We start from the raw sequence: 25,153 nt of genomic DNA on the forward strand, positions 1-25,153 counted from the left end.
ACTACAACCCAAAGTCCGTTAAGTTCTCCGAAATATCATCAAAGTTTTCTTCAGCCGTGTCAGCAAATTCCTGCCAGCGCTCGGCATCCCATACTTCAATGCGAGTATTGACGCCGACAAGCACGCATTCCTTTTTCAATGCTGCATGCTTAAACAGCGACTTAGGAATGTTAATCCGCCCCTGCTTGTCAATTTCACACTCAGTTGCGGCCGAAAAAAGAAAGCGGGTGAAGGTACGGGCATCTTTTTTGGCTAACGGTAACGTTGCCAGTTTGGCCTGCAGCTTGTCCCATTCGGCAATTGGATAACCAAAAAGACAGCCATCCATGCCGCGGGTTAACACAAACGATGCCCCCAGTTGCTCACGGAATTTGGCTGGAATAATCAGGCGCCCTTTAGCGTCGATACTGCGTTCAAATTCACCCATGAGCATAGCTGGCACCTCCCTACGATTTTCAGTCTACCACAACGCCCCACTCTTCTCCACATCTAACCACAATTGAAACAAAATTTAGTTATTTTATGTTTTAAAAAACTTTTAAGACGCAAAAAAGTCCGTGATCACAAGGATCACGGACTTTTTTAAAACGTGGGTAGAAAGTGGGGGCTTATCCCAAAAAATAGATCAATATACCGCCGAACCACCAACAAGTGGTGGCCAATGAGAGGATTCGGGTCAACATGCGCCAATAACGGTGGATAATGAGATCATATTCACGAACGACCTGCCAGATAACCAGGATCAAAGCGATCACCATAGCCGTAAACAAAATCACCCAAATAAAATTCGGGGTTTTCGTAAAAGTCAGCTGAAAAATCGCCCAAAAATTAACCACTGTCAATAAGAAGAACCAAGAACCGCCATGAAAATCAAAGTACACGACTGCCGCGACAACCATGCACCACACTAAAATCGGCAATCCCAACGCAAGCAACACCATGATGAGTCCTCCTGGAGGCAGCCGCCTGAAGCGCTGTCTGTTGATACTATTCTAATTAACCCTACCCAAAGCAAGGATAAGCGTCAAGCTTGATTTGGTTGAAAGATGGACCATTGCAGTGCCAACTCATGCCGAACCATTTCAACGCTGCTGTCATTCATCAAAAAGTAGAACTTTGCGAACCGTTAAAAATGGCAATTTTTTCAAAATCCATCCAGCATCTCAGTTGCCGATCCTTGCAAAAACCAGTACAATGAGAGCCAGCAGAATAACAAAGGTGGTGTTTTCGGTGCAGAAAAAGAAAAAGTCTAAATTTCAAAAAATGACAATCATCAGCGCTTGGGTGATGATTATCATTACTGTGCTCGGCGTCGTTCTTGGTGCCCTCGCTAGTTTACAACTTATCTAAACCGATCACCTTGGATCCTTAGTGGAATAACTTGCAAAAAAGACCCAGCGACAACTCGTCTGTCGTTAGGCCTTTTTTTCTTGCGCTCACAGCGGTTGCGTCACAGAATCGGTGCCAACAACCGCGAGAGTTCCTCTCCTAGTCGGGCAGGCCGCTTTTTGGCGTCAATGACTTTTTGCGTATACGGCATCGCACGCTCCATGTCGGCAAGGAAAAGTTTCTGGAATGTTTTGCCGATCCGATGATCATAAATAAACGCGGCAATTTCAAAGTTTAGTTTAAAGGAACGAATGTCAAAGTTGGCGGTTCCGGTAGAAACGTATTTACCATCGACTACAATCGTTTTGGCATGCAGGAAACCTTCCTCATACAAGAACGCCTGACCACCATTAGCCACGACTTGGTTCAGGTAAAACTGCGAAGCTTTGGCCATCAATTCCTGATTGGTTTTCTTCGGAATCATAATGCGGACATCGACACCAGCATTGGCCGCAATCGTCAACGCATCCAGCAAGCTGTCATCCGGCACAAAATACGGCGACTCGATCCAGATACTGCGCTTAGCCTGATTGATGAGACCCAGATAACCTAGTTTAATCGCTTCAACCTGCTGCTCCGGTCCCCCGGCAACCACCTGCATCGTCGTATTACCAGTGACAACCGGCTCACGGAAAAGAACGTCAACATTTTTAACCTGTTGCTTTCGGCTGGTACCATTCCAGTCCATCAGAAAACGCGCTTGAATCACGGCAACTGCCTTACCCTGAATCCGCAGCTGGGTATCGCGTAACGTGGGCAAGCCATGATGCTCTTTTCCTAAATTAAAGCCCCCCAAGTATGCCAGATGCCCATCGATGACAATCAGCTTACGGTGATTCCGAAAGTTAATTCGCGGATTCCACCGCCCAAGTTTCGTCGCCACAAACCGCTCAACCTGGCCACCGGCATCGGTCAAGCCTTTCCAAAAACTGATCGGCAAGCCGTGAGAGCCAAAAGTATCGTACAAAACGCGCACGGTAATGCCGGCATGGGCCTTTTCAATTAACAGATCCCGTAACTGGCGGCCCACAGCATCCGGCTGAATCGTGTAAGCTTCAATATGAATATGCTCAGTCGCCAATCCGATGTCTTCAAACAGTTGCTTGAAAAAAGCTTCGCGCAACGCCAAAACCTGAACCTCGTTATGGGTGGTCACCAAAGCATCATCGGCCCGCAGTAACGTGCGAACCAACTCGGAAACGCCGCCGCTACCAGGGGTGCCAATTAACGGCTGACCGGCTGCCAATGCTTCTTGCTGCTGAACGACCAAGTCATTGATGCCTAAAAGTCGTTGCGTCATCAAGTCTTGCATGCGATTAGCCCGCAGCTTACGACCAAACACAAAATAAATGATAAAACCCACAAACGGCAGCAGCATCAATACCAACAACCACGCCCATACCGCGGAGATGTCACGATGCGAGCGAAAAACCGTCACAATCGCAATCAATGCATTCACAAGATAAAGCCCGCCAAAAATCAGCCCAAGCCACATAAACTTGCCTCCTCGCCAAATTCACGCTAAAAGATGCCATATCAGACTTTTTGTCAGCCAATCGCATGGCAATGATTATACTCTACTTTACCGACAAGGCAGCGTAAAAGTCCAGTGGTGCTGACGTAAGGACGGCTCATTCTCACTCCGTTTTCTTTCTAAAGATTGGTGCCTACCCACATCTTCTGACAATAAAAACGCCGGGGGAAATGCTACGATCAGATGAATCAGTATCTGACACAGCATTTCTCTCAGCGTTTATAAATGATTGATCAACGATGACACATGACTAAACAAAGCTCATTTGACCACGCTCGCCAATCAATCTTCAACCTTGCCGAACCACTTCTTTTGCAGTTTTGCGATGGTGCCATCGGCTTTCAGTGCCTTCAAGCCGGCGTTAATTTTACCGCGCAAAACGTGGTCGGATTTACGCATCCCCACAGCAAAATCTTCTGGCGGAAACGGATCACTAACAATGTGATAGCTTGACGGGTCCGCTTTGTGGGCAATGTAATAACGCGCATAAACTTCATCCATCAAAATGCCTTGAATTCGCCCTGCATCTAAGTCAATAAAGGCATCATTGAACGTATCGTAAAGAATCGGGGTTTTGTTAGCAATCATGTTCTTTAAGATTTTCGGTTGGGCATCTAAGTCAAACGCGCCGCTTGATCCCGTCTGCACGCCTAGGGTTTTCCCTTTCATATCCTGCAACGAATTGATTTGACTCTTGGTTTTGGTCACCAGGATCTGGTGATTAATCAGGTAATTATCGGAAAAAGCAACTTTTTCTTTGCGTTCCGGCGTGACAGAATAGCCGTTCCAAATCAAGTCAATGGTTTGATTTTTCAGTTCGGTTTCTTTCATGGACCAGTCAATTGTCTGAAAATCGGCTTTGATGCCATAGCGCTTAAAGACTGCCTTTGCCAAATCAATGTCATATCCGGCCAGTTGACCATTCTTTTGCCGAAAGCCCATCGGTACGAACGTGTCATCTAAACCGATCACGACTTTTTTCGTGCGCTCAATCCGCGGCCAGGAATTGTTGACGGTTTCCCGCGCACAGCCGCTGATGATGAAACCTGCCATGGCCAAAACGACCATGACGGCTAATAAAATTCGCCGTTTCATTGGCCATCACCGCCTTTGCCAACGTGATAAGTCGTGTCCGCAACACTTTTGGCAAAGTCCATGTCATGGGTAACCACGACCTGCGTCATCCCGGAAGCCTTAAACTGATTGACCATTTCGGCCACGTTCTCCCGCAACAACGGATCCAGAGCGCTGGTTGGTTCATCATACAAAAGAATTTGCGGATTCAACGCCAATGCCCGCGCGATCGCGACCCGTTGCTTTTGCCCACCGGAAAGTGAATACGGGTACGCCTTTGCTTGATCGGTGAGCGCTAATTGATCCAATAATTTCTTGGCAGTCGCGTCTGCCTGCTGTTGGTCAATCCCCTGCAGTGTCGGCGCCAACGTGATATTCCGCATCACGGACAAATTCGGAAAAAGTTCGAAGTTCTGAAACACAACCCCGATGATGCCCTGTTTGCGCATGGCCTGCGCGGTTGTCGGCTCGCCATTCCAGATCATGGTACCTGAATCAGCCTGTTCCAGTCCGCTGATAATCCGCAGCAAGGTGGTTTTCCCGGCACCACTTGGGCCCACAATCGCTAGAGTCTTGCCGTCTTCAATCGTCACTGTGACATTTTTCAAGACCGGTCGGCCGTTAAAAGATTTGTTGATATTTTTCAGTTCTAACATGTTCGCCACCTCCTAGCGATAGTATGAAAATGCTGCTTCGATCCGTTTTTGCAGGAACGTCAGGATCAGCGTCAGCAACAGGTAAATGACCCCGACCAGCACAAGCGGCAACAAGGTGACATCGCGGGCACTGGCAATGTTCCCGGCCCGCAACAGATCGCCTAAGCCGATGACATAAACCAAACTGGAATCCTTCACGAGGTTAATGACTTCATTACCGATGGACGGCAGCACGATTTTGACGACTTGCGGGATAACGACATACCGCAATGCCTGCCAGCGCGTCATGTTCAAAACGGTACTGGCTTCAAATTGCCCTTCATCAACGGCACCAAAACCGCCACGAAAAATTTCCGCAAAGTAGGCAGCGTAATTCAGAATAAAGGCAACTAAGGCCGCCGAGAACCGATCAAAAACAATCCCGATAATCGGTAAGCCATAAAAGATAAACATTAATTGCAACAATAATGGCGTGCCCCGAAAGACCCAAACATAGCCTTCCAAAAGACCTTTCCCTGCCTTGCCCAGAATCGATTTAGGCTTGGGAATGAGTCCCACTGATAAAATCAAGCCAAGTGGAATGGCGCCTACCAACGTGATGGCAAAAATCCCCAAAGTCATTTTCACACCAGATAATAAGGCCGGTAAAATCTGAAAAATATAAGTCATGGTGCTTCCTCCTTCAAATCCGTGGCAACTTTACTGCCATGGTTTCTGTTCATTTTATTAAACGCGTTTTGTGGTTGGCGGGGCGCACCCGGTGACCGACTAATAATGCAAAAAAGCGCCCTCTTGCTCTGCTTGCAAGAGGACGCTTTTTTGCGCGGTACCACCTCAGTTTGCCGACTGTTCACACAGCCGACCTCATGTGGTTGAAATCAACTTCATAAGCCTCATTCGAAATCGCAGTCATAAAAAAATCCTCTTACAGCAAGTTGCTGTAAGAGGACGGCTTAAACCGCGGTTCCACCTCAGATTTACCAATTGCTCACACAATCAGTCTCATGTAGTTGTTTCAACCACGGCGATAACGAGCCCAACCGAGACGACCTACTAAAGTTCAATCGTCCACTCATGGATGTGTGATCAACGGATGACTATCCGGTTCCCATCAACCCGGACTCGCTTAAAATCATGACCGCTGATCGATTCCACTCAACGCTTTAATGAATTGTCACTAAATTACACCGAAAATCAGCGAAAGTCAACTATTCCTAAAGATTTGTGCAGCTTTTCGCCGGAAACGTGATGGCCAACTCTTGGTGTCAGCACATCGCTCCGCCTGGTTTAGTTAGTTATGTCGGTGGAAAAGTTTTGACCAAAAGCCCTGCTTTTTAAGGCGAATATCCATTAGTGGAACACTGTCACCCAAAAGTCGCCGGGCAATATTGCGATAACCTTTGCTGGCCAAATCATCGGGATCCATGACAATCGCTTCACCTTTGTTGGAGCTCTCAATCACACCGTCGTCATCAACGATAATCCCCAACAAATCGAGCCCCAAATGACTGGTGATTTCGTCAATGTCCATCGAGCGGCCATCTGCCAGCATATTTTGCCGAATGCGGTTGATGATCAGTCGCGGTTTTAGTGGCATATCCCGCTGTTCAAGCAAACCAACCACCCGATCGGCATCACTGACTGCCGAAATTTCCGGTGTGGTCACCACAATCGCCCCATCGGCAGCCCCAGTCGCATTGCGAAAGCCTTGCTCAATCCCAGCAGGCGAATCAAGAATGATATAGTCAAAATCAGGCCGCAACTGTTCAACAATTTCGACAACCTGCTCTGGCTCTATGGCATCTTTTTCAGCATTCTGCGCCGCTGGCAATAAGTATAAAAGATCATCAAAGCGTTTGTCTTTGATCAAGGCTTGATGCAATTTAGCCCGGCCGGTAGCGACATCGACAATGTCATAAATAATCCGATTAGAGAGCCCCATGACCACATCCAAATTACGCAGGCCAATATCAAGGTCCAATAAAACCACCCGCTTGCCTTGCAAAGCCAATGCGGTGCCGATGTTAGCCGAGGTGGTCGTTTTGCCGACGCCACCTTTACCGGAAGTAACCACTAACGCTGTACCCATCTACATTGCCTCCATTTGCTTGAATAATCGCGGCCGAAGATTCGCCAGTTCAGCCATTTTGGCGTGTGTCATTGTATGTAACTCACTTAAATAAGCAACCGGCTTGAGGGGATCATAGTGATCAGCGACAATCTCGATCACATCGGCAATCCGCACCTGACTGGCCCCTTCAAGATCGCCAACCACAACGGCGCGCGTATCCCCTTGGCTGCCAGCCTGCACCACGCCACTGACCTTACCCATCACAAAAACATTCCCGGAAGCACATAGAGTCGCACCGGAATGCAGATCGCCCAAGAACAGGACGTCACCCATGATGTCAATCGTTTGGCCAGACCGAACCACGCCACCAATACGATGCGTCATTTTGGCCGTCACCATATCGGCCACCACATCTTTATCAACGACCGCACTGGTAATGCCATTGATTGAAAAACGCGGATAATCAGCGAAAACCGATTGAATTTGGGCAAGCTGCTCTTCAGTCAACAAACGATTACCGGTTTCCAAGCGATAACTGACTTCACCAGTCGGCGTTTCTTCATACAGCTTCCCCAGTAACGTTTTCAGCGTCCTGATGATCTGCATAAAATCCGCCGTATCCTGAAGCTGCAGTGCCAGACTGTCGTTTCGACCTTTTAAGACCACACTGTCCACATCATCACCCCAAACTATTCTTCCGCTAAGTTAATCAATACCCGATGCAATGGACCATACACAATGACAAAGAGAATCAGATTGACCGTCAACCCCGGCCCCAAATGATTGGCAATCAGCATCACCACACTGGAACTACCATAGCCAATAAAATGATTCACAAAATAATTGGCGACACCATACAGCAGCAACGCGATGATATACACCATTCCGACAAAAACCGCGGTGTGCGGAATGTATGGTCGAATCTGGCGAACGATATAAATCACTAGCGCGAACAATAAAGCATTGACGCCTAATATGCCGGTGTAAAAGCTGTCGAAAATCAATCCGATCAAAGCGGCAATCCAGGTCGTGTACTTCTCTTCCGGCACCAGCAAGGTCACCATGACCAACCCTAATAAGGTCAGCTGCGGGGTGCCCATGAAACTCGGCTGCATAATCCACTGAGCTAACACTGATGCCAGACTGCCATCAATTAATAACAGCAAAAGCAGGATTGAAATAATCCACCAATGCCCTGTAAAGTGTTTTTCGTTCAACATATATCAGTCACCCTTGATTGTCCGCGAAATGACCGTCACAACCGTTACATCATTCAGATTCGCAGCCGGTGACAAATAAACGGTATTGGCAAGCCCATAGTCATCTTTTTTAACACTAGTGACTTCGCCGATAAGCAAGCCTTTAGGGGTCATGCCGCCCAAGCCGCTGGTCACGACTTTATCGCCTTTTTTAATCGCATGCTCACTGTTCAGTTCACCAAGAACCAAGTCACCCGACTTTTCGTCATAGCCGGTGATGATCCCGTTAACTTCTTTATCCTCACTTGTTTCAACGGCGGCAGCGACGCGATCACTGGATTTATTGGCAGTCGATAGCATTTCGACTTTTGAACTGGTTCGGTTGACTTCAACGATCCGGCCAACCAATCCGGATCCGGCCATCACCGGCATGCCTTTTTTAACCCCTGCTGCGCTGCCTTGGTTAATCACCACCATGTTCCGCCAATCACTCGGCGTTCGCAAAATAACGGCGGCGCTGATCTGCGAGTAATCAGTCAAAGTACCATTCAATTTCAACTGTTGTTTCAGCTGTTTGTTTTCGCGTTTGAGGGTTTGAACCTGAACTTTGGTCTGGGCCAAACTATCTAGTTGTTGTTTCAGGTGCTGATTCTCCTGGAACGTATCCATCAGGCTATGCACGTCATCCAACCCGTTGCGGGCAAAATCCCCCGGTAAGGCAACCAGGCGGCCACCGATGCCAACAACATCATTGGCAATCCGCTGAATAAACGGCGGGGTGTTGCGATTATTGCTCGCATAAATCGACCCAGCGACCAGACCAATACTGACCAGCAAAGCGATCATGAGGGCGATCAATTTTTTATTGGAAAAGAATTTCTGCATTGGTTCCTCCGTCACACTCGCGAAAAGAGGCCAGGATCCTTCATCCCAGCCTCTTGCCACACGCAAACCATCTTCATTTATGGGCTGTTAACGTTTCTTTAAAACGTCAATATTCTTCAACGATTCGCCAGTTCCGATCGCAACGCAATCTAACGGGTCCTGCGCGATGAAAACCGGTACCTTGGTTTCATCGGAAATGACATCCGGCAGATGCTTCAAGAGCGCCCCGCCACCAGTCAGCACGATACCGTGATCAATCACATCAGCCGCAATTTCCGGAGATGTTTCTTCCAGCGTTTCCTTAATGGCGGTAATGATATCAAGCACGTTTTCATGAATCGCAGACGCAATATCCGTTGCCGAAATATCGATCGTCTTAGGCAGGCCACTTAATAAGTCACGGCCGCGTACGGTCATCCCGTCAATGTCAGCAGCTTTTTCAACCGATGCCGAACCGATTTGAATTTTCATCGCTTCAGCGGTTCGTTCGCCGATTAATAAATTAAAATTCTGGCGCAGATGATTGATAATGGCTTCGTCAAACTTATCGCCGGCCACCCGAATGGAGCGACTCGAAACGATGCCACCTAATGAAATCGTGGCAACATCGGTTGTGCCGCCACCGATATCAACAACCATACTGCCTGTCGGGTCCATAACCGGCAAGCCCGCACCGATCGCCGCGGCGTATGGTTCTTCAATCACAAACGCATCCCGTGCGCCAGCTACTTTAGCCGCATCAATGACGGCACGTTTTTCAACTTCGGTAACCCCACTTGGCACGCAAATCATTACCTGCGGATGGCTGCCATTACCCAATGCTTTTTGCATGAAGTATTTCAACATGGCCGCAGTTGTGTCGTAGTCAGCGATGACCCCATCTTTCATTGGTCGGATCGCCACGATATTGGTCGGGGTACGACCGATCATGTCGCGGGCTTCTTCACCAACGGCAATGACTTCTTCCGTCTGGGTATTCTTCGCGACCACGGAAGGCTCATTTAAGACAATGCCCTTGCCGTCGACGTAAACTAAGGTATTTGCGGTGCCAAGATCGATCCCGATATTCTTTGATCCAAATCCAAACAAGACGTTCTCTCCTTATGCTGACTCATTTCGTATTAACTCCATGCATTATAGCATATTTATTTCTGTGACAAAATGTGAAACCGCCTGATTTTGGCACCTTACCGCCAATTTCAAAAAACCTTACAATTTTCTTGAATTAATTAAAGTCCGGATCGTCTCGGGCAAAAGAATAAAACGCCTTCCCGCCGATAATCAAATGATCCAGCAAATTCATCCCTAGCAACGCCGCTGCCAGCTGAAAACGAGTTGTCGTGTCGCGATCTGCCTGACTCGGTGCCGGATCGCCACTGGGGTGATTATGAACCATAATGAGATTCGTGGCACTCAACTTTAATGCTTCACGAAATACCACCCGCGGATCGGCCAATGCGGAATCAACCGTACCAATCGCCACCGTTTGTTCGGTAATAATCTGATTTTTGACATCTAAAAACAAAATCAGCATGGACTCCTGATTAGCACCGGCAAAACGCGAAACCATGGTCTTGCCCAACTGTTCGCTATTTTTAATCTGCCCATAACGCACGGATTGTCGGCGCATCACCCGGCGGCCCAATTCCACACCAGCCAAAATGCTGGCGCGTTTGGCGGCACCCAGTCCGCGAATGTGATCCAGTGAGTCACCATCACCTTCTGCCAAACCCTGCAAAGCCGGATAAGTTGCCAAGACCTCGCTTACAATTTCTTTGACCGGATAATGCTGATTTCCCGCCCGCACAATCAGTTGCAGCAATTCCGCATCTGTGAGTGCTGCCGGTCCATGCGCCAATAACCGTTCACGCGGTTGTTCAGTTGCATCTGCCATCGTTTTCCCCCTGGTAGCACACGTGCAGGTCGCATCAATTCAAGTCGCACATTGCGTTTCGAGCTGATACTAATTGAATATCCTGGTTGCGCGCTGCGATTTTAAGCCAATTCATGACTCATTAGGAAGATTACGCAAATGTGGTATGTTTTTGCAGCCAGTTCGGCAGTTCGGTGATGGCCGATAAAATGGCCGTCGCTTTCTCATCCGGTTGTTGGGCAATGCCGGGAATCATGATCACAGGCAGACCGGCACCCTCTGCGGCCGCCACCCCGACGTGCGTGTCTTCGATGACGATCGCCGGGCCAGCGCCTAAATGTCTTTTCATGACCTGATACACTTCGGGATCTGGCTTATGCGCCTTGACATCACTGCCAGTCAAAATCGGGTCAAACCAGTCTTGCCAACCGGCTGCTGCCAAAACCACATCAACATAATGCTGAGCACTACTGGTTGCCAATGCCAGCCGATAATGAGCAGCCCGCAGCGTTCTCAAGGCTTCATCAGCTCCAGGCAACACAAAATCCGCACCATTGCGAATCCGATCCAACACATCCTTGGTCGAAAATTCTTGAAACCACGCAGCGTTTTCCGCTCCCACAAGATCTGCAATAATCTTGGCTTCGTTTGGCCCCGCTGAACCGACTAACGGGCGAAAATCGTCTTCGGTTCGCTTCAAACCCAACTCAGCTGCGGCACGCACATTACTTTGAAGATAAATCGCTTCGGTATCAACCAAGGTTCCGTCCAGATCAAAAATCACGGTTGCTGTCATGACTTTCCCTCCAATAAAGTTTGGCGCACGGCAGCAGCAAGGTACAAGGATCCCGTGATCACAATCGGTTGCTCCGGATCATCGTCCAAGCTGGCTGCCAATGCCGCCTGCCATGAGTCTTTTAACTGTCCTTCATGAAGCCTTTGGTATCCGGCTTCAGGTAATGCACGTGGCGTCCCTGGCACTGGCACGAGGTAAACAGTCGCAAATGCCCGTGTCAGCATATCTGCCATCGCTTCATAGTCCTTGTCAGCCAAAATACCGGCAATCACCGTGACCGGTCCGGAAAACAGTTCTTGCAACGCAGCGACCAGGCCCTTAATACCGTCCGGATTATGCGCGCCATCCAGTACAATAAACGGTGAATCGCTAATCTTTTCAAGCCGCGCCGGCCAGCGACTGGCCGCAATGCCTTGGCGAATATCGCGCGCCGTCAATGGCCAGTGGGCTGCCTGTGCATAAACTTTAGCGGTTTTAATCGCAATCGCCATATTGCGCTGTTGATAGTCCCCAACTAATGGCACGATCAGATCCGGTAACGATCCGTCTTCGTCTTGGTATGTCAAACGCTGTCCCCAGCCGTGCAGCTTGGCTTTGGGAACCGTGAAATCCCGACCGAAGCGAAACCACTGACTGCCGGTGGATTGCGTTTTGGCCGCTACCACTGCCGTTGCATCGGGTACCAAGTCGCCGGTGACTACCGGAACTCCCGGCTTGATGATGCCAGCCTTATGTGTCGCAATCGCCGTAATGGTATTGCCTAACAATTTCTGATGATCCAGCGCCACCTCTGTCAACACACTCACAACCGGCGTGATGACATTGGTTGAATCGGTATCTCCGCCAATACCGACCTCGATAACCGCCACATCAACGAGGCGTTGGCGAAAATACCAAAAAGCCAAGGCCGTGACAAATTCAAACTCGGTCACATTAAAGTCAGGCTGAGCGGTGCGCAAGCCATCAAGTGCTGCCCGGGCGACCGCAACCGCCTGTACCAGTTCATCATCGGGAATCGGCTTATGGTCAATCATCATGCGTTCATTGAAACGCATAATAAACGGCGAGGTAAACAACCCCACTTTCAGCCCGCTAGCTTCCAGCACATGGGCAATGGCATTAGCCGTCGATCCTTTCCCGTTCGTGCCGGTAATGTGGATATAGTGACCTTTTTCCTGCGGGTCGCCAAGCGCATGCAACAATGTCAAAATACGACGATGATCACCGGTTTTGGCCAAACGCGGAAAAGAATGAATATAAGCAACACTTTCAGAGTAGTTCATCGTTAACTTCCTTCAATCGTGACATCCATGCAGACACCGCCTTTGCAGCGCCTCAATATGGCTTAATCATACCAGAAAATGCTGGTCGGCTCGTTTACTGACAACGGAAATTTTTGTCAGATTCAGGTGAACACACGGATTTACGTGTACAAAAAAGATCGCACCAATTTGGGATGCGATCTTTTTTAGTAGCCTAACGTATTGCTCACGCTCACCACTTGAATGTTGGCGGGCAAAATACTTTAACAGCAAGACAGAGCTTCGACCTCTTACGCCTGCTGTAACTGCTCAAGTCGTTGCTGGGTGCTGCTAAGCTGGTCGGCGAAGTCGCTGCGCTTGGTGCGCTGTTCGGCGACAACCGCTTCAGGCGCTTTGGACAGGAAGCCTTGATTGTTGAGTTTCTTGTCAATCCGGGCAATTTCCTGCTCAAGCTTCTTAGCGTCTTTGGTTAACTTGGCCTTTTCTTCGTCCAGATCGACCAATTCATTGAGCGGAACAAAAATCGTTGCTCCGGTAATGACGGCGCTGCCAGCCATTTTCGGCTCTGCTACATCAGTGCTAACGGTGAAGTCCTTGCTGTTAACAAACCGATCAATGAAATCGAAGTTCTGGTCAAAAATCGGCTTCAAAGCAGGATCTGTCAACTTCACGATAATATCAACCTTGGTCTTCAGCGGTGCGCCTGCTTCTTTACGGATGCTACGAACGCCGCGGATAAGCGCAATAATGGCGTCCATCGCACTGGTTGCGTCGGCATTTTCAAACGCAGTGTTTTCAACCGGGTAGCTGGCAGTCACAATGGACTTGCCAGTGTGCGGCAAAGCCAACCACAACTTCTCGGTCACAAACGGCATCACTGGGTGCAAAAGCCGCAAAATCTGATCAAGGGCATAGGCCAGATTAACCCGCTTTGCTGCCTTAGCTTGTTCATCATCGCCGTATAGGACTTCCTTGCTCATTTCAACATACCAATCGGCAAAAACATTCCAGGTAAAGTTATACAAGGTCCGGCCCATTTCGCCGAATTCAAACCGTTCCGACAGATCGGTGACCTGTTTAATGGTTTCGTTTAATTGCGAAAAGAGCCACTTATCGGATAAGTCGAACGTGCTTGGATCAGGCTGCTGCGGCTTGTCCAGATCGCCCAGGTTCATCATCACGAAACGTGAAATGTTCCAAATCTTGTTGATGAAATTCCAGGCAGCTTCAACCTGTTTGTAACTAAACCGCGTATCCTGTCCTGGCTTATTACCTGTGATCAGGAACCACCGCAACGCATCGGCGCCATATTTTTCAATGACGTCCATCGGGTCAATCCCGTTTCCTAACGACTTGCTCATCTTGCGGCCCTGTTCGTCGCGCATCAGGCCGTGAATTAGCGTGTATTGGAATGGCCGCTCACCGGTGAAGTGCAACCCTTGGAAGATCATGCGGGCAACCCAAAATGGAATAATATCATAGCCGGTAACCAGGGTGTTCGTCGGATAATACCGCTTATAATCCGGCGAATCGATATTCGGCCAACCCATCGTGGAAAATGGCCACAAAGCACTGGAAAACCACGTGTCTAGCACATCAGGATCCTGTTGCCAGTTTTCGATATCTTTCGGCGCTTCCATACCGACGTAAGTTTCGCCGGTGTGCTTGTTGTACCAAGCCGGAATCCGGTGACCCCACCATAATTGGCGGGAAATGACCCAGTCATGAATGTTTTCCATCCATTGCAAATAAGTGTGCTCAAAACGCTCAGGCACAAAAGTTACTTTCTTATCACTTTCCTGTTGCGCCTTAATGGCTGCTTCGGCAAGTGGCTTCATTTTGACAAACCACTGCGTCGACAACCGTGCTTCGACTTGAACGCCGGTCCGCTCGCTGTGACCAACACTGTGCACAATCGGTTCGACTTTAAGTAACAGGCCTTCCTTATCCAAATCCGCCACCATGGCCTTACGGGCTTCGAAACGATCCATCCCATTGTACTTGCCGGCATTTTCGTTCATCGTGCCGTCGTCATTCATGGTATTGATGCGCTTGAGATCATGGCGATTGCCAACCTGAAAGTCGTTAGGATCGTGCGCTGGGGTGATTTTAACGGCCCCGGTTCCGAAGTCAGGATCAACGTAGGCATCCTCAATGATTGGAATTTTGCGGTTAGCCAGCGGCAAAATCAATTCCTTGCCGACCATATCTTTGTAGCGCTTGTCACCAGGATGAACGGCCACCGCGGTATCGCCCATCATTGTCTCCGGACGAGTCGTGGCGATTTCGATATAGCCGCTACCATCGGCAAACGGATACTTGACGTGGTAAAACGCCCCTTTGTCGTCTTTATGAATGACTTCGATATCAGACAATGCCGTGCGGGCTTGAGGATCCCAGTTAACGATATATTCACCGCGGTAAATCAGGCCTTGTTTATAGAGTTCGACAAACACCTTTCGAACGGCTTCATTCAAGCCTTTATCCAAGGTGAACCGTTCACGGCTGTAGTCCAGTGACAAGCCCATCTTCGCCCATTGACCGTGAATGGTTTTGGCAAACTCATCTTTCCATTCCCACACCTTCTGGACAAACTTTTCGCGGCCTAAGTCATAGCGACTGATGCCTTCCTTGCGCAACTTGGCTTCAACTTTCGCTTGCGTGGCAATTCCGGCATGGTCCATCCCCGGCAGCCATAGCGTATCGAAGCCTTGCATCCGCTTCTGGCGAATCACAATGTCCTGCAAGGTTGTATCCCAGGCATGGCCCATGTGCAGCTTCCCGGTTACATTGGGTGGCGGAATGACAATCGAATACGGCTTGGCTTTTGGATCGCCGCTTGGTTTAAAAACATCTTCGTCCAGCCATTTCTGATAACGGCCTGCTTCGACCGCTTTATGATCATATTTTGGTGCTAATGTTTCATCACTCACTGGCTCCACCTCACAAATTTTTTCTGTCCATCCAGGTTTTCGGGATTGTAGTGTCTAGGTTGTCGACCGCGTTGGTTTGGACTTCCTATAACGCGTTTGCTGGCGCAGGAGTCTGCGTATAAGGACCTTGGTCGCAATGGCCAAACCCGGGCCATCACGCCCAAGGCCACTTACACGCCAGCTTCTAAGCGCGCCGGCTCACGCTCACACCATAACGCGTTTGCTGGCGCAGGAGTCTGCGTATAAGGACCTTGGTCGCAATGGCCAAACCCGGGCCATCACGCCCAAGGTCGCTTATACTCCGACTCCTAAGCGCGCCAGCTCACGCTCACACAAAAAAAGCCCTAATTTATACAAAATTAGGACGATTTCACTCGCGGTACCACCTAAATTGGGAATGACTTCCCCACTTAATTCAGGATAACGGCTGTCACCGGCCGTTCCTTACTCACTTCAGGACGGCAGCTCACAAGCTACAATCACGACCCCTTTTCGAGATTCACACCAACCATCTCGTCGCTGGGAAAAAAGATCATGACCCTCTTGATCATTGCATTAGCTGCATTATAACCCGCGGACATGGCGGGGTCAACGCCGTCATGATTGCTTCAAAGGTGCTTTTCGCTCTTGCGTTAACTTATTTTGATGGTCAACAAATAGTAACGCCTGTAATTCACTGGTCATATCAATATAGCGAATTGTTGTCTCGGGTTGGGCGGGAACGGGCTTGGGTGCAAAGGTCAAAATCGCCGTTATGCCATTAGCTTCAAGTTTGCTAATCACTGCTGCCTGCGCAGAACTCGGCACGCAGACAATCGCGGTGTGCATGCCCGGACGGATTTTTTCGGATAAGGTCGCCAAGTTATAAATCGGAATACCCGCAATCGTTGTCCCGATCAAGCTGGGATCCGTGTCAAAACCCATCACAATGGATAAATCGGGATTACGCCGAAAATTGTTGGTCAGCAGCGCCCGCCCCAGATTGCCGCACCCTACCAGCAGCATCTGCTCTTCGGAGTGAACCTCTAATAGCTCGCCAAAAACTTCCGCAAGCAAATCAACCGAATAGCCGTAACCACTGCGGCCCAGGTCGCCAAAATTGGAAAAATCGCGGCGAATAGTGGCTGGCGCGATATGAACCAACTTGCTTAACCGATCCGAGCGCACCCGTTTGACACCCGATTGTTGTAAAGCTTTGACCGTTCGATAGTAAACCGGAATGCGCTTAATCGTTGCTTGCGACAATGCTTGTTTATTGACGACCAAGATGAACACCTCCGCACCTATTTGTTAAATATTTCACATATTAATTTTAACAGATGTAAGCGATTTTAGCCACCTTTTTCATGCCAAAAGATTGGCTAATGGCAGATTCTGCTTCATGTTGACTCAGTTACCAACGATGCAGGAGCCCAGCATCTATAAGCATCCGAAAACGGTTCCGCGAAGCCACGGCTAAAATAATGAGATTTTTTGTGAACTTTTTCCCTTAGACAACAAAATAACACCGGACATCAGAGGCAACAAATGCGTCACCACCTGCGTCCGGTGTCATTAAGCTTTAAAGCAACTCTGCAATAACGTCCTGATCCTGATTCATAAACTGGTCCGAAGACTTGATTTCCTGAATCTTGATTCCGGCTAATGCCCGCGTCATCAGCCCGGCAACATCCAGTTTGCTTTCGTAATAGCGCGCGCGATCGGTCTTGGGCTTCGTCTTTGGAGATGGCGGCGCAAAAATCGTGCAACAATCCTCAAACGGCATGATCGACAAGTCATACGTATCGATTTTTTCCGCTTCGGCAATGATTTCATTCTTATCCATCGTCGCCACTGGCCGAATAATCGGCATGGTCGTCACATCGTTAATCGCTGCCATGGACTCCAGTGTCTGTGACGCCACCTGCCCGACCGATTCACCGTTGAAAATGGCCAGATCGCCACGTTGCTTGGCAATTGCTTCGGTGAGGCGCAACATCATCCGGCGTTGAACCGTCATCAGATAGCCTTCCGGAACTTTTGCTTTGACGTCTTCCTGGATTTCGGTGAACGGTACTTCAATAAAGTAAATCCGCCCGACATACGGAGTCAATTTGGCCGTCAGCTGCTTGGCCTTATTTAACGCCTGCTGACTGGTATAAGGCGGACTGAAAAAGTGCACCATTTCAATGTCCACGCCACGCTTCAACGCATAATAACCTGCCACCGGCGAATCAATGCCGCCACTAAGCATCAACGCAGCACGCCCAGCCGTTCCGACCGGTAAGCCACCTGCACCCTGAATGGTCTTGGTTGACAGATAAATGGCCTCGCGCCGAACTTCGACGCGCAAAATCATATCCGGATGATGCATTTTAACCACCAAATCCGGCCGCTTATCCGTCAAAAAGTCACCGAGGTCCAGATTCATCGCATTCGTGTCCAGCGCAAAATCATGATCACTGCGCCGCGTATTCACCTTGTAACTAATGCCTTTAGGTGCCGTTTCGTTCATCAGCTGCAAGGCAACCTCATGCACTTTGGTCATATCTTTTTCAACGGCAATACTTGGAGAAAAATTCTGAATGCCAAAAACCTGCGATAGCCGTGCCATCACCTGATCACTCGGTTCGCCATTCAATTCGATATGCATCCGGTCGCGTTTTGGCCGAATTGTCAGCTTAGGAAACTCATGCAACGCACGGGTCACATTTCCATTCAAGCGCCCGATGAAAGCTTGGCGATTCTTGCCTTTGGTCGAAAGTTCGCCGTAACGAACCATAATTTCTGAATATTGCATCTTAAAATCCTTTCAGTTAGACGGTCGCCTTATCGAGCTTGGCAAACTTCGCGTAAATCTGGTCAAATGCATCATTAAACGCATCAGCCTCGGCTAACGTATTGGCTTCATCAAGGCTAACCCGAATCGCCGATGTCGCAATTTTCGGATCAGTATGCATCGCTACCAGCGTACTGCTTTCCGTGCCTTTTTTACTTGAGCAGGCACTAGTTGTCGAGATATAAATCGAATGATCTTCAAACGCATGGACAATCGTTTCGCCGCGGACACCAGCAATAGCAAAACACAGAACATGCGGCGCAAAGTCCGGCGTTAACTGGCTAAACATTGTCACTTTAGGCTTTTGGCTGACATGATCATAAATACGCTTGCGAACCGCCTGCTGCTGGGCAACATTGTCATCTTCGTTTGCCAACAACAACCGCAACGACTTCGCCATCGCCGCAATTGCCGGCACATTTTCGGTTCCCGAACGCCAATCACGCTCTTGGCCGCCACCGGTCAGCAGTGGATCGATCATGCGGCCTTCCTTGGCATAGATAAACCCGGTACCGCGCGGCGCATGGAATTTGTGCCCAGAAAAACTGAGAAAATCAATCCGAGGATCTTGCAATGCGCTATCCAAGCCCTTACCAACCGCCTGAACCGCATCGACGTGGAAATGAATATTGGGATAAGCATCCAAAACCCGTGCAGCCTGAACAATCGGCTGCATACTGCCAATCTCATTGTTCACCGCCATGATTGAAACCAGAATCGTATCTTTCCTAATCGCAGCCTTCAAATCATCGATATGAATAAAACCGCGGTGATCAACCGGCAGATATGTGACCTCAAAGCCCAACTTCTCAAGTTGTTTCATGCTGTTCATCACGGCTGGGTGCTCGATACTGGTCGTGATCAAGTGCCGGCCAAACTCACGCTTCGCCATGGCCGTGCCTTTAATCACCCAGTTATCGCCTTCCGTACCGCCGCTGGTAAAATAAATTTCATCCGGCTTAGCCCCAATCAACTTGGCAATCTGTGCCCGCGAACTCTGCAAAACCTCATCAGCCTTCGTCCCCAGCGCATGCAAACTACTCGGATTACCAAAGAAATCCGTGCTGACCTTATTGTAAGTCGCCAACGCATCAGGCGAAATCTTAGTCGTCGCACTATTATCAAAATAAATCATCAGCCGGCCCCTTCCGTTCTTTAGACTGGGTTGAATTATAGACAAAAAGTTAGTAAGTTTCAAGAGAGCGCGAACAGGAGCGCTTAAAAATCGGAGCATAAGTGGCCTCAAGCTTAAATGGCTGGGCTTTGGCCATTTAGGCTTGAGGTCCTTATGTGGAGATTTCTGCGACTGTGAGCGCGTTTTGTGTCGGAGAACTTCAACAAGTCTTGGCCATTGCGTCCAAGGTCCTTACACGCAGGTTTCTGGGCTGGCGAGTATGTTTTTCCCACGCCAACACATCAAAACACTCACGCCAAAACAAAAGCCAGCCCAACTCAGACTGGCTTCCCAACAACTCCTAATATAATGAAGCTTTCTTCCGCGCAAGATAAGCATCTTCGACCTTCTGATAACTCCCCTGCTCGGTCTGTTCCAGCGCCGTTGCTAGTGTATCTGCAGCTTGCTGATAATCAAAATGCAGATAAAGTTCCGTCGCATGCTTCACCGCATCGGCTACCGGCTTAACCGTTGTCTTGTAGCGGTTGGCATACTGCATCAATTCCTCAGTCAGACCGGCAGCATCAATCAATGCACTGGTTGCCTTTTTCAACGCTTCAATATCGTTGGCAATTTTAATCAAGAACTTCGCAATCGCATCCATATCGATTTTAACTTGATTCAAATCGTGATTCAGCTGTTCGATTTCCGAGGTGACATGCTTCACCTGATCTACATAATCCTGCGGCAGTCCCGGCAAGTGGTGGCGAACAATTTCATGTTTGATATTGCGCATATCAAGCTCAAAGTTTTCTGCCTGCTTGTTGGCAACAATCTCGCCTTTCTTCAATCCGGCCACATCTTGATTAATTTGAACCTGGTGCTTTTCAATTGCGGTTAATTGCTCCTTCGTCGCATCAAACCTGCCAATCACATCAGAATAAACTGCTTTGCCGGCCTCGATGGCATCAGTGTCTTTCGTATAATTGGCATCAATCGTGTCGAGTTGCATTTTTAGATTTTTGGCCGTTTTGATTTCATGATGATTCAGGGTATAACTTTGATCCAGATGCTCCAGCTCGGTTTGCAGCTCACGATTCTGACGCAACGCATGGTCAATGAAACGCCGCAAGTCAGGAGTAGCCGCGTCAACCCGCTTCTTAGCTTGCATTTCTTTTTCCATAATCGCATACATCTTGTCGATCTCGGCTTCGATTTCAGCATTGGCCGCAGCAGTCGCAGCGACGTCAATTGACTTCAATGTGGCGTTCGCGTCTTTCATTTTTTCTTCGACGTCCGCCACCATGCTTGGGATATCATCCGTGAAAACATAATGGGCGGTGGTTAATTGCCGATAGCCATGTTGGATTTCATTAATCTGGCCAGGGAACTCATTGACCTGTTCATTGACCAGCGGGGGCAATTCCTTGACCTGCTTTTTTAACTCGTCCATTTGCTCGGCCAACTGCTTAATCTCTGCCTTAGCCGTTTGGTGATCGCCATCGTTGTTGATCTGGTCGATTTTTTGGAACAGTTGGGCGAGTTGTTGCAGCCGTTGTTCCAGCGCCGGCTGGGCATCGCCGAAAACAAAACTTTTGGCAAGGATGGTCTTGCGGGAAACCTGATAATCATCCCGCAGCCGCAACATTTTGCTCCGATTATCTGCTTCATCATGCCGAATATCCTGCAAGGCATCACTAATCAGTTCATATTGGTGGCGGGCCGTTTCGATTTTGCCTTCCAATACTTTGGCAATCTTAGAGGCGTGATCAAACCGGAATCGTCTGACCTGATCTTCCAAATCAAGCAAAATTTTCTGGAGATCTGCCAAGTCATGATCGTTTAATTGATCAAACGCCCGCTCCCATTTGCCAAACGTCGCAAGGCTGTCGCCGGTCAGCTTCAGTTGCTCAATGCTGCGGATTTGACTCGAAAGCGCACCAATATCAATCGCCTCGACCTTTTCGTCTAAGTTCTTGATGCGAGTCTGAAAATAATGCTGCAACCACCAGACAGCGCCAGCGGCCACAATTATAATCACGACGATAATAAAGAACCAGATCATCCCTACACCCTCTGCTTTACCGATTATCTTTTCTGATTGCATTTCGCCCGCTTCACAGCTAAAATGCCGTTAAGTGTCAAAATACGAGAATATCCTAGCTACAAGTATCGCAAAAAAAGCCTTCAGTTAAAAGGCCTATATGCCGCTTTTCATAAATTCCTAAAAGGACTGATCAAATGACGACTCTCGATCCCATCATTATCGACCAACTCGATGGCTTACTCACAGGCGAAACCAACCCCATTACCGCCCTCGCCAATGCCAGCGCGTTGCTAAACGATAGCATGACCGACCTCAACTGGGCCGGTTTCTACCTTTTTAATACCAAAACCGGGCAACTCGACCTTGGACCCTTCCAAGGCAAAGTTGCCTGCATGCACATTCAGCTGGGCAAAGGCGTTGTCGGCACCAGCTACCAGCAACAATCCGTCATCCGGGTTGCTAACGTCCACGAATTTGCCGGCCACATCGCCTGCGATTCCGCCAGCAATGCCGAAATCGTGATTCCTATCAACGTTGACGGTAAAACAGTTGCCATCATGGACATCGATTCGCCAAAATTCGATCGGTTTAGCGAAGAAGACGAAAAGATCCTGACGCAATTTGGGCAGACGCTAGCCGCGCACCTTGACACTGCCGCGTTAAACACGGTATACTAGCTCGCGTGTAAAATAATGCAGCAGCGGCCGGCATGGTCGGCTCCAGTCCTGCCTCGGCGTCAAGCCGGTGACAGTAGTAACCGCGGCTGCAAAGGTGAACCTTTGCAGGACTGCCCGTGTGCTAAAGCCGCAATTCGTTATTTTACTCCAAATAAAAACTTGGAGGAATATCTATATGTCTCGTTATACTGGTCCTCGCTGGAAGCAAAGCCGTCGTCTCGGCTTGTCCCTCTCCGGCACTGGTAAAGAATTAGCTCGTCGTCCTTATGCACCTGGTGATCATGGTGCCAACAACCGTCGGAAGATCTCCGAATACGGTCAGCAATTGCGTGAAAAGCAAAAGCTACGTTGGATGTACGGCTTAAACGAACGTCAATTCCAGAACCTGTTCCTGCGCGCCGGCAAGATCAAAGAAGGTACCCATGGTGATAACTTCATGATCCTGCTCGAAACCCGCTTGGACAACATGGTTTTCCGCTTAGGTCTGGCTTCCAGCCGTCCGCAAGCACGCCAACTTGTTAACCACGGTCACATCACCGTTGATGGCAAGCGCGTTGATATTCCTTCCTACGAAGTACAGCCTGGTCAAGTGATCGGCCTTCGCGAACGCTCACAAAACCTCGCTATCGTCAATGACGCCATCGAGAACACCGTTTCCCGTCCGGCCTACGTCACCTTTGACGACAACAAGAAGGAAGGCTCCCTCGTTCGCTTACCAGAACGTGGCGAACTCGAACCAGAAGTTGACGAATCACTGGTTGTTGAATACTATAACCAGAAACTTTAATACTTCAAATGGTGCAACCAACTTATTTTGTGAGTTGGTTGTTTTTTTATTTGATCACATAGGACACTTCAGAAATTAAAAAGGCCGAATCAGGAATTATCAAAATTCTGATTCGGCCTTTTTCGGTTAGCGATCATAGCCTTGATCAACTTCAGTCATCCGTCTCTGTTTTACGAGCAGCCAACCAAGTCAATACACTAAAGATGATTAACCCCAGTATTATCGCTGCAGCCAATCCGATTCGTCCCAGTGTGCTTTTGAGCAAAAAAGATTGCCATGCCGGAATGCGCGTGGCGATGCCAATCGCTGCCATGATCGCAATAAATGGTACAAATGGTAGCCACATTGTTTTATCGTCTTGCCGCCAAAAAACAAATCCCAGTGTGATTAACAAAATAACAATGAGTACAACGCCGCTGATGCCTGATAAATCAAGTCGCCAAGGAGTTTTCATGAAGATTGGCAGTATAACAGCCGGCGCAATAAGCGTACAACATCCCAGCCAAAGGAGAAATGTCCGAAAGATCTTCCCTAACCTCCAGTGTCGACTTTTTTTGTAGGTTGTGTGGCCAATAAAGCTGACAATCGCCAGCGCCACAAAGATAAAATAAATGCCAACAAGAATTTCTGCACCGATGTCCCAAGGCCTTGTCGCTATCATTAAGGCTGGAATGGTCGTTACCAAAAGATAGGAAAGTAAACCATAACCGATTATTTTAAACGAATCAAACCAGCTGATCGGGACTTCCGCCAGAATGTCATCGGCAGTTTCTTGCGGTTGCTTACCAAAATAATCAACAGCTGCTATGCCATCTTTCTGTGCCGCCAAGATATCCGTCAAAATAGTCAGCAATTCCTGCTCAATAGTCTTGCTGTCTTTTATTACCGATCTTGTCCGCATATATAGCAACAAGTCTTCGTAATACTTCTTATTTGTCGGTGTCAGCTGCGACCGTAGCTTGTTGTTTTCCTCAACGAGTTGGTCTTCCTTGGTCGTCATGGCTCATGCCCTCCTCTGCAGCTAATAATTGGGTAACATGCTGGGATAATTGGTGCCATTGCTGAATAAAATCATGACGGGCATCCATACCGTCCGAAGTAACTTGATAATACTTTCGGGGAGGACCGTCCGGTGATGACCTCAGTTGGCTGGTGATCAGCCCTTTTTTCTCCAAAGCCATGAGCAGTGGGTAAATGGTGCCCTTGGAAATTTCGGCAAAACCATACTTTTCGAGTTCTTGGCTTAAAGTATAGCCATAGTATTCACCGCGACTAAGTATGATTAAGACGCAACCTTGTAAGATGCCTTTGAGCATTTGTGTGTGCAAATCCTGCGCCATCTTTTTTCCTTTCTCTGCTAGTAGGTAATGCCATCTAGTTGCTGCCCATAATATACACTAGCTCGGCCTAACATGCAATACACACTACCTAGAAACAATTAAAAGTGCCCGAAAACAGGTCATGGTCTCGGGTACTTTGGTTTAAAGTGTGGGAAATTTTTAATGTCAATGTCCAACCCAAAGCATTAGCAAGTTTTGTCAACGTCTCGATCAGGACAATCGTTGCCTTTGGAACGCCAAATTTCTCCGCGTGCTTTCAATAAAGTCAGTGCGCTTGCCATCTTATTTTCTTCCACAGCGTAAGCTTGTCTGAAAATGGAATCCTTCATCATTTTGGCAAAATAAGCATCGAGATCGCCGGTACGCTCCATCGTAAACTCGTGTATGTCTTTGCTCATCTGTCGTCTTTCTCCTCATAAACACGGTATAATTCAGTATGCACACCAGTCGCATGGGGGCTCTCTTTCTGCAGTGGCTCTAGTGACTTTTTTGAAAAATCATGCGTAACGACATAATCGTTGCCACTAACATGAAAATAGAGTCTACGCTGCTGATTCTTGCCCAGACGTAAGCGTAATTCACATATACTTGTATCTAGCTTTTTGATTAAGAATGCTCGCGTCACTTCTTGAAAACCTGTTCCCTAAATTGTACGAATTGCCAAAAGAAGCTGGGGGGCTTCTTTTTGACCTCTCTTC

General features: G+C 48.5%; 26 protein-coding genes and 2 other annotated features. Of the genes, 3 read left to right on the forward strand and 23 right to left on the reverse strand.

The window, feature by feature from the left end; all coding sequences use genetic code 11:
* Position 1: 1 nt before the first annotated feature.
* A complete protein-coding gene (mraZ, locus tag LACZS1_RS08970; protein WP_010488673.1) occupies positions 2-433 on the reverse strand; it encodes a division/cell wall cluster transcriptional repressor MraZ in 432 nt (143 codons plus the stop codon).
* Positions 434-608: 175 nt separating this feature from the next.
* On the reverse strand, positions 609-941 hold the full coding sequence (locus LACZS1_RS08975; protein ID WP_025013188.1) for a hypothetical protein: 333 nt from the start codon (positions 939-941) through the stop codon (positions 609-611).
* A 289-nt stretch (positions 942-1,230) separates the two neighbouring features.
* Between LACZS1_RS08975 and LACZS1_RS08980 the strand changes: the two genes are divergently transcribed.
* The gene (locus LACZS1_RS08980; RefSeq protein WP_003565145.1) at positions 1,231-1,350 is read left to right on the forward strand and encodes a DUF4044 domain-containing protein; all 120 of its coding nucleotides are present in this window, start codon (positions 1,231-1,233) and stop codon (positions 1,348-1,350) included.
* Positions 1,351-1,450: 100 nt separating this feature from the next.
* Here LACZS1_RS08980 and cls read toward each other — a convergent pair whose 3' ends face one another.
* The 17 genes from cls to ezrA form a co-directional block, all read right to left on the reverse strand.
* Positions 1,451-2,884, reverse strand: coding sequence for a cardiolipin synthase (gene cls, locus LACZS1_RS08985; protein ID WP_070651780.1), 1,434 nt, complete (start codon positions 2,882-2,884; stop codon positions 1,451-1,453).
* A 321-nt stretch (positions 2,885-3,205) separates the two neighbouring features.
* Positions 3,206-4,018 (reverse strand): amino acid ABC transporter substrate-binding protein, encoded by an 813-nt coding sequence (locus tag LACZS1_RS08990; protein WP_070651779.1) that lies wholly within the window; start codon positions 4,016-4,018, stop codon positions 3,206-3,208.
* Positions 4,015-4,653 carry an amino acid ABC transporter ATP-binding protein gene (locus LACZS1_RS08995; protein WP_070651777.1) on the reverse strand — a complete coding sequence of 213 codons (639 nt, stop codon included), beginning with the start codon at positions 4,651-4,653 and terminating at the stop codon, positions 4,015-4,017. The genes LACZS1_RS08990 and LACZS1_RS08995 overlap by 4 nt, the downstream gene beginning before the upstream one ends.
* 12 nt (positions 4,654-4,665) lie before the next feature.
* Positions 4,666-5,322, reverse strand: coding sequence for an amino acid ABC transporter permease (locus LACZS1_RS09000; protein ID WP_010488686.1), 657 nt, complete (start codon positions 5,320-5,322; stop codon positions 4,666-4,668).
* A gap of 272 nt (positions 5,323-5,594) precedes the next feature.
* Positions 5,595-5,821, reverse strand: a binding site (T-box leader).
* Between the two features lie 123 nt (positions 5,822-5,944).
* Positions 5,945-6,742 (reverse strand): septum site-determining protein MinD, encoded by a 798-nt coding sequence (gene minD / locus LACZS1_RS09005; protein ID WP_010488690.1) that lies wholly within the window; start codon positions 6,740-6,742, stop codon positions 5,945-5,947.
* A complete protein-coding gene (locus LACZS1_RS09010) occupies positions 6,743-7,399 on the reverse strand; it encodes a septum site-determining protein MinC (RefSeq protein WP_010488691.1) in 657 nt (218 codons plus the stop codon).
* A gap of 14 nt (positions 7,400-7,413) precedes the next feature.
* Positions 7,414-7,944, reverse strand: a complete 531-nt coding sequence (mreD, locus tag LACZS1_RS09015) for a rod shape-determining protein MreD (RefSeq protein WP_010488694.1) — start codon at positions 7,942-7,944, stop codon at positions 7,414-7,416.
* A 3-nt stretch (positions 7,945-7,947) separates the two neighbouring features.
* Entirely contained in the window at positions 7,948-8,808 is an 861-nt protein-coding gene (mreC, locus tag LACZS1_RS09020) for a rod shape-determining protein MreC (RefSeq protein WP_010488695.1), read from the reverse strand.
* 87 nt (positions 8,809-8,895) lie between these two features.
* Entirely contained in the window at positions 8,896-9,897 is a 1,002-nt protein-coding gene (locus LACZS1_RS09025) for a rod shape-determining protein (protein WP_005684795.1), read from the reverse strand.
* Positions 9,898-10,033: 136 nt separating this feature from the next.
* Positions 10,034-10,702: a RadC family protein gene (radC, locus tag LACZS1_RS09030; protein ID WP_047106024.1), complete on the reverse strand. Its 669-nt coding sequence runs from the start codon at positions 10,700-10,702 to the stop codon at positions 10,034-10,036.
* Between the two features lie 130 nt (positions 10,703-10,832).
* Positions 10,833-11,477, reverse strand: coding sequence for an HAD family hydrolase (locus tag LACZS1_RS09035; protein WP_010488701.1), 645 nt, complete (start codon positions 11,475-11,477; stop codon positions 10,833-10,835).
* Complete coding sequence (locus LACZS1_RS09040) at positions 11,474-12,760, reverse strand: bifunctional folylpolyglutamate synthase/dihydrofolate synthase (RefSeq protein WP_070651772.1); 1,287 nt, start codon at positions 12,758-12,760, stop codon at positions 11,474-11,476. Before LACZS1_RS09040 ends, LACZS1_RS09035 begins: the two co-directional genes overlap by 4 nt.
* 269 nt (positions 12,761-13,029) lie before the next feature.
* Entirely contained in the window at positions 13,030-15,672 is a 2,643-nt protein-coding gene (locus LACZS1_RS09045; protein WP_070651771.1) for a valine--tRNA ligase, read from the reverse strand.
* Between the two features lie 357 nt (positions 15,673-16,029).
* Positions 16,030-16,232, reverse strand: a binding site (T-box leader).
* Positions 16,233-16,269: 37 nt separating this feature from the next.
* Complete coding sequence (locus LACZS1_RS09050) at positions 16,270-16,938, reverse strand: redox-sensing transcriptional repressor Rex (RefSeq protein ID WP_070651769.1); 669 nt, start codon at positions 16,936-16,938, stop codon at positions 16,270-16,272.
* A 295-nt stretch (positions 16,939-17,233) separates the two neighbouring features.
* Positions 17,234-18,451 (reverse strand): tRNA uracil 4-sulfurtransferase ThiI, encoded by a 1,218-nt coding sequence (gene thiI, locus LACZS1_RS09055; RefSeq protein WP_010488708.1) that lies wholly within the window; start codon positions 18,449-18,451, stop codon positions 17,234-17,236.
* Positions 18,452-18,467: 16 nt separating this feature from the next.
* Positions 18,468-19,625 (reverse strand): cysteine desulfurase family protein, encoded by a 1,158-nt coding sequence (locus LACZS1_RS09060; protein ID WP_070651768.1) that lies wholly within the window; start codon positions 19,623-19,625, stop codon positions 18,468-18,470.
* A gap of 340 nt (positions 19,626-19,965) precedes the next feature.
* Positions 19,966-21,669, reverse strand: a complete 1,704-nt coding sequence (ezrA, locus tag LACZS1_RS09065) for a septation ring formation regulator EzrA (protein WP_070651766.1) — start codon at positions 21,667-21,669, stop codon at positions 19,966-19,968.
* A 176-nt stretch (positions 21,670-21,845) separates the two neighbouring features.
* Between ezrA and LACZS1_RS09070 the strand changes: the two genes are divergently transcribed.
* Both LACZS1_RS09070 and rpsD read left to right on the forward strand, forming a co-directional pair.
* Positions 21,846-22,328, forward strand: coding sequence for a GAF domain-containing protein (locus LACZS1_RS09070; RefSeq protein WP_274804316.1), 483 nt, complete (start codon positions 21,846-21,848; stop codon positions 22,326-22,328).
* Positions 22,329-22,503: 175 nt separating this feature from the next.
* Complete coding sequence (gene rpsD, locus LACZS1_RS09075) at positions 22,504-23,115, forward strand: 30S ribosomal protein S4 (protein ID WP_010488729.1); 612 nt, start codon at positions 22,504-22,506, stop codon at positions 23,113-23,115.
* Between the two features lie 151 nt (positions 23,116-23,266).
* On the opposite strand, the gene LACZS1_RS09080 is transcribed toward rpsD, so the two are convergent.
* From LACZS1_RS09080 to LACZS1_RS14155, 4 genes are all read right to left on the reverse strand, one after another.
* On the reverse strand, positions 23,267-24,115 hold the full coding sequence (locus LACZS1_RS09080) for a DUF1129 domain-containing protein (RefSeq protein ID WP_070651763.1): 849 nt from the start codon (positions 24,113-24,115) through the stop codon (positions 23,267-23,269).
* Entirely contained in the window at positions 24,087-24,455 is a 369-nt protein-coding gene (locus LACZS1_RS09085; protein ID WP_070651762.1) for a PadR family transcriptional regulator, read from the reverse strand. The genes LACZS1_RS09080 and LACZS1_RS09085 overlap by 29 nt, the downstream gene beginning before the upstream one ends.
* Before the next feature lie 185 nt (positions 24,456-24,640).
* Positions 24,641-24,853: a hypothetical protein gene (locus tag LACZS1_RS09090; RefSeq protein WP_070651760.1), complete on the reverse strand. Its 213-nt coding sequence runs from the start codon at positions 24,851-24,853 to the stop codon at positions 24,641-24,643.
* The gene (locus LACZS1_RS14155) at positions 24,850-25,080 is read right to left on the reverse strand and encodes a type II toxin-antitoxin system RelE/ParE family toxin (protein WP_115656728.1); all 231 of its coding nucleotides are present in this window, start codon (positions 25,078-25,080) and stop codon (positions 24,850-24,852) included. Before LACZS1_RS14155 ends, LACZS1_RS09090 begins: the two co-directional genes overlap by 4 nt.
* Between the last annotated feature and the right edge of the window lie 73 nt (positions 25,081-25,153).

Origin of the sequence: Lacticaseibacillus zeae subsp. silagei (assembly GCF_030770335.1) — a bacterium.
In the GTDB taxonomy this organism is placed as follows: domain Bacteria; phylum Bacillota; class Bacilli; order Lactobacillales; family Lactobacillaceae; genus Lacticaseibacillus; species Lacticaseibacillus zeae.

What these genes read in the sequence shown, in the direction of transcription:
- mraZ (WP_010488673.1), bottom strand. Translation starts at nt 433, where the DNA reads ATGCTCATGGGTGAATTTGAACGCAGTATCGACGCTAAAGGGCGCCTG.
- LACZS1_RS08975 (WP_025013188.1), bottom strand. Translation starts at nt 941, where the DNA reads ATGGTGTTGCTTGCGTTGGGATTGCCGATTTTAGTGTGGTGCATGGTT.
- cls (WP_070651780.1), bottom strand. Translation starts at nt 2,884, where the DNA reads ATGTGGCTTGGGCTGATTTTTGGCGGGCTTTATCTTGTGAATGCATTG.
- LACZS1_RS08990 (WP_070651779.1), bottom strand. Translation starts at nt 4,018, where the DNA reads ATGAAACGGCGAATTTTATTAGCCGTCATGGTCGTTTTGGCCATGGCA.
- LACZS1_RS08995 (WP_070651777.1), bottom strand. Translation starts at nt 4,653, where the DNA reads ATGTTAGAACTGAAAAATATCAACAAATCTTTTAACGGCCGACCGGTC.
- LACZS1_RS09000 (WP_010488686.1), bottom strand. Translation starts at nt 5,322, where the DNA reads ATGACTTATATTTTTCAGATTTTACCGGCCTTATTATCTGGTGTGAAA.
- minD (WP_010488690.1), bottom strand. Translation starts at nt 6,742, where the DNA reads ATGGGTACAGCGTTAGTGGTTACTTCCGGTAAAGGTGGCGTCGGCAAA.
- mreD (WP_010488694.1), bottom strand. Translation starts at nt 7,944, where the DNA reads ATGTTGAACGAAAAACACTTTACAGGGCATTGGTGGATTATTTCAATC.
- mreC (WP_010488695.1), bottom strand. Translation starts at nt 8,808, where the DNA reads ATGCAGAAATTCTTTTCCAATAAAAAATTGATCGCCCTCATGATCGCT.
- radC (WP_047106024.1), bottom strand. Translation starts at nt 10,702, where the DNA reads ATGGCAGATGCAACTGAACAACCGCGTGAACGGTTATTGGCGCATGGA.
- LACZS1_RS09035 (WP_010488701.1), bottom strand. Translation starts at nt 11,477, where the DNA reads ATGACAGCAACCGTGATTTTTGATCTGGACGGAACCTTGGTTGATACC.
- LACZS1_RS09040 (WP_070651772.1), bottom strand. Translation starts at nt 12,760, where the DNA reads ATGAACTACTCTGAAAGTGTTGCTTATATTCATTCTTTTCCGCGTTTG.
- thiI (WP_010488708.1), bottom strand. Translation starts at nt 18,451, where the DNA reads ATGCAATATTCAGAAATTATGGTTCGTTACGGCGAACTTTCGACCAAA.
- LACZS1_RS09060 (WP_070651768.1), bottom strand. Translation starts at nt 19,625, where the DNA reads ATGATTTATTTTGATAATAGTGCGACGACTAAGATTTCGCCTGATGCG.
- ezrA (WP_070651766.1), bottom strand. Translation starts at nt 21,669, where the DNA reads ATGATCTGGTTCTTTATTATCGTCGTGATTATAATTGTGGCCGCTGGC.
- LACZS1_RS09070 (WP_274804316.1), top strand. Translation starts at nt 21,846, where the DNA reads ATGACGACTCTCGATCCCATCATTATCGACCAACTCGATGGCTTACTC.
- rpsD (WP_010488729.1), top strand. Translation starts at nt 22,504, where the DNA reads ATGTCTCGTTATACTGGTCCTCGCTGGAAGCAAAGCCGTCGTCTCGGC.
- LACZS1_RS09080 (WP_070651763.1), bottom strand. Translation starts at nt 24,115, where the DNA reads ATGACGACCAAGGAAGACCAACTCGTTGAGGAAAACAACAAGCTACGG.
- LACZS1_RS09085 (WP_070651762.1), bottom strand. Translation starts at nt 24,455, where the DNA reads ATGGCGCAGGATTTGCACACACAAATGCTCAAAGGCATCTTACAAGGT.
- LACZS1_RS09090 (WP_070651760.1), bottom strand. Translation starts at nt 24,853, where the DNA reads ATGAGCAAAGACATACACGAGTTTACGATGGAGCGTACCGGCGATCTC.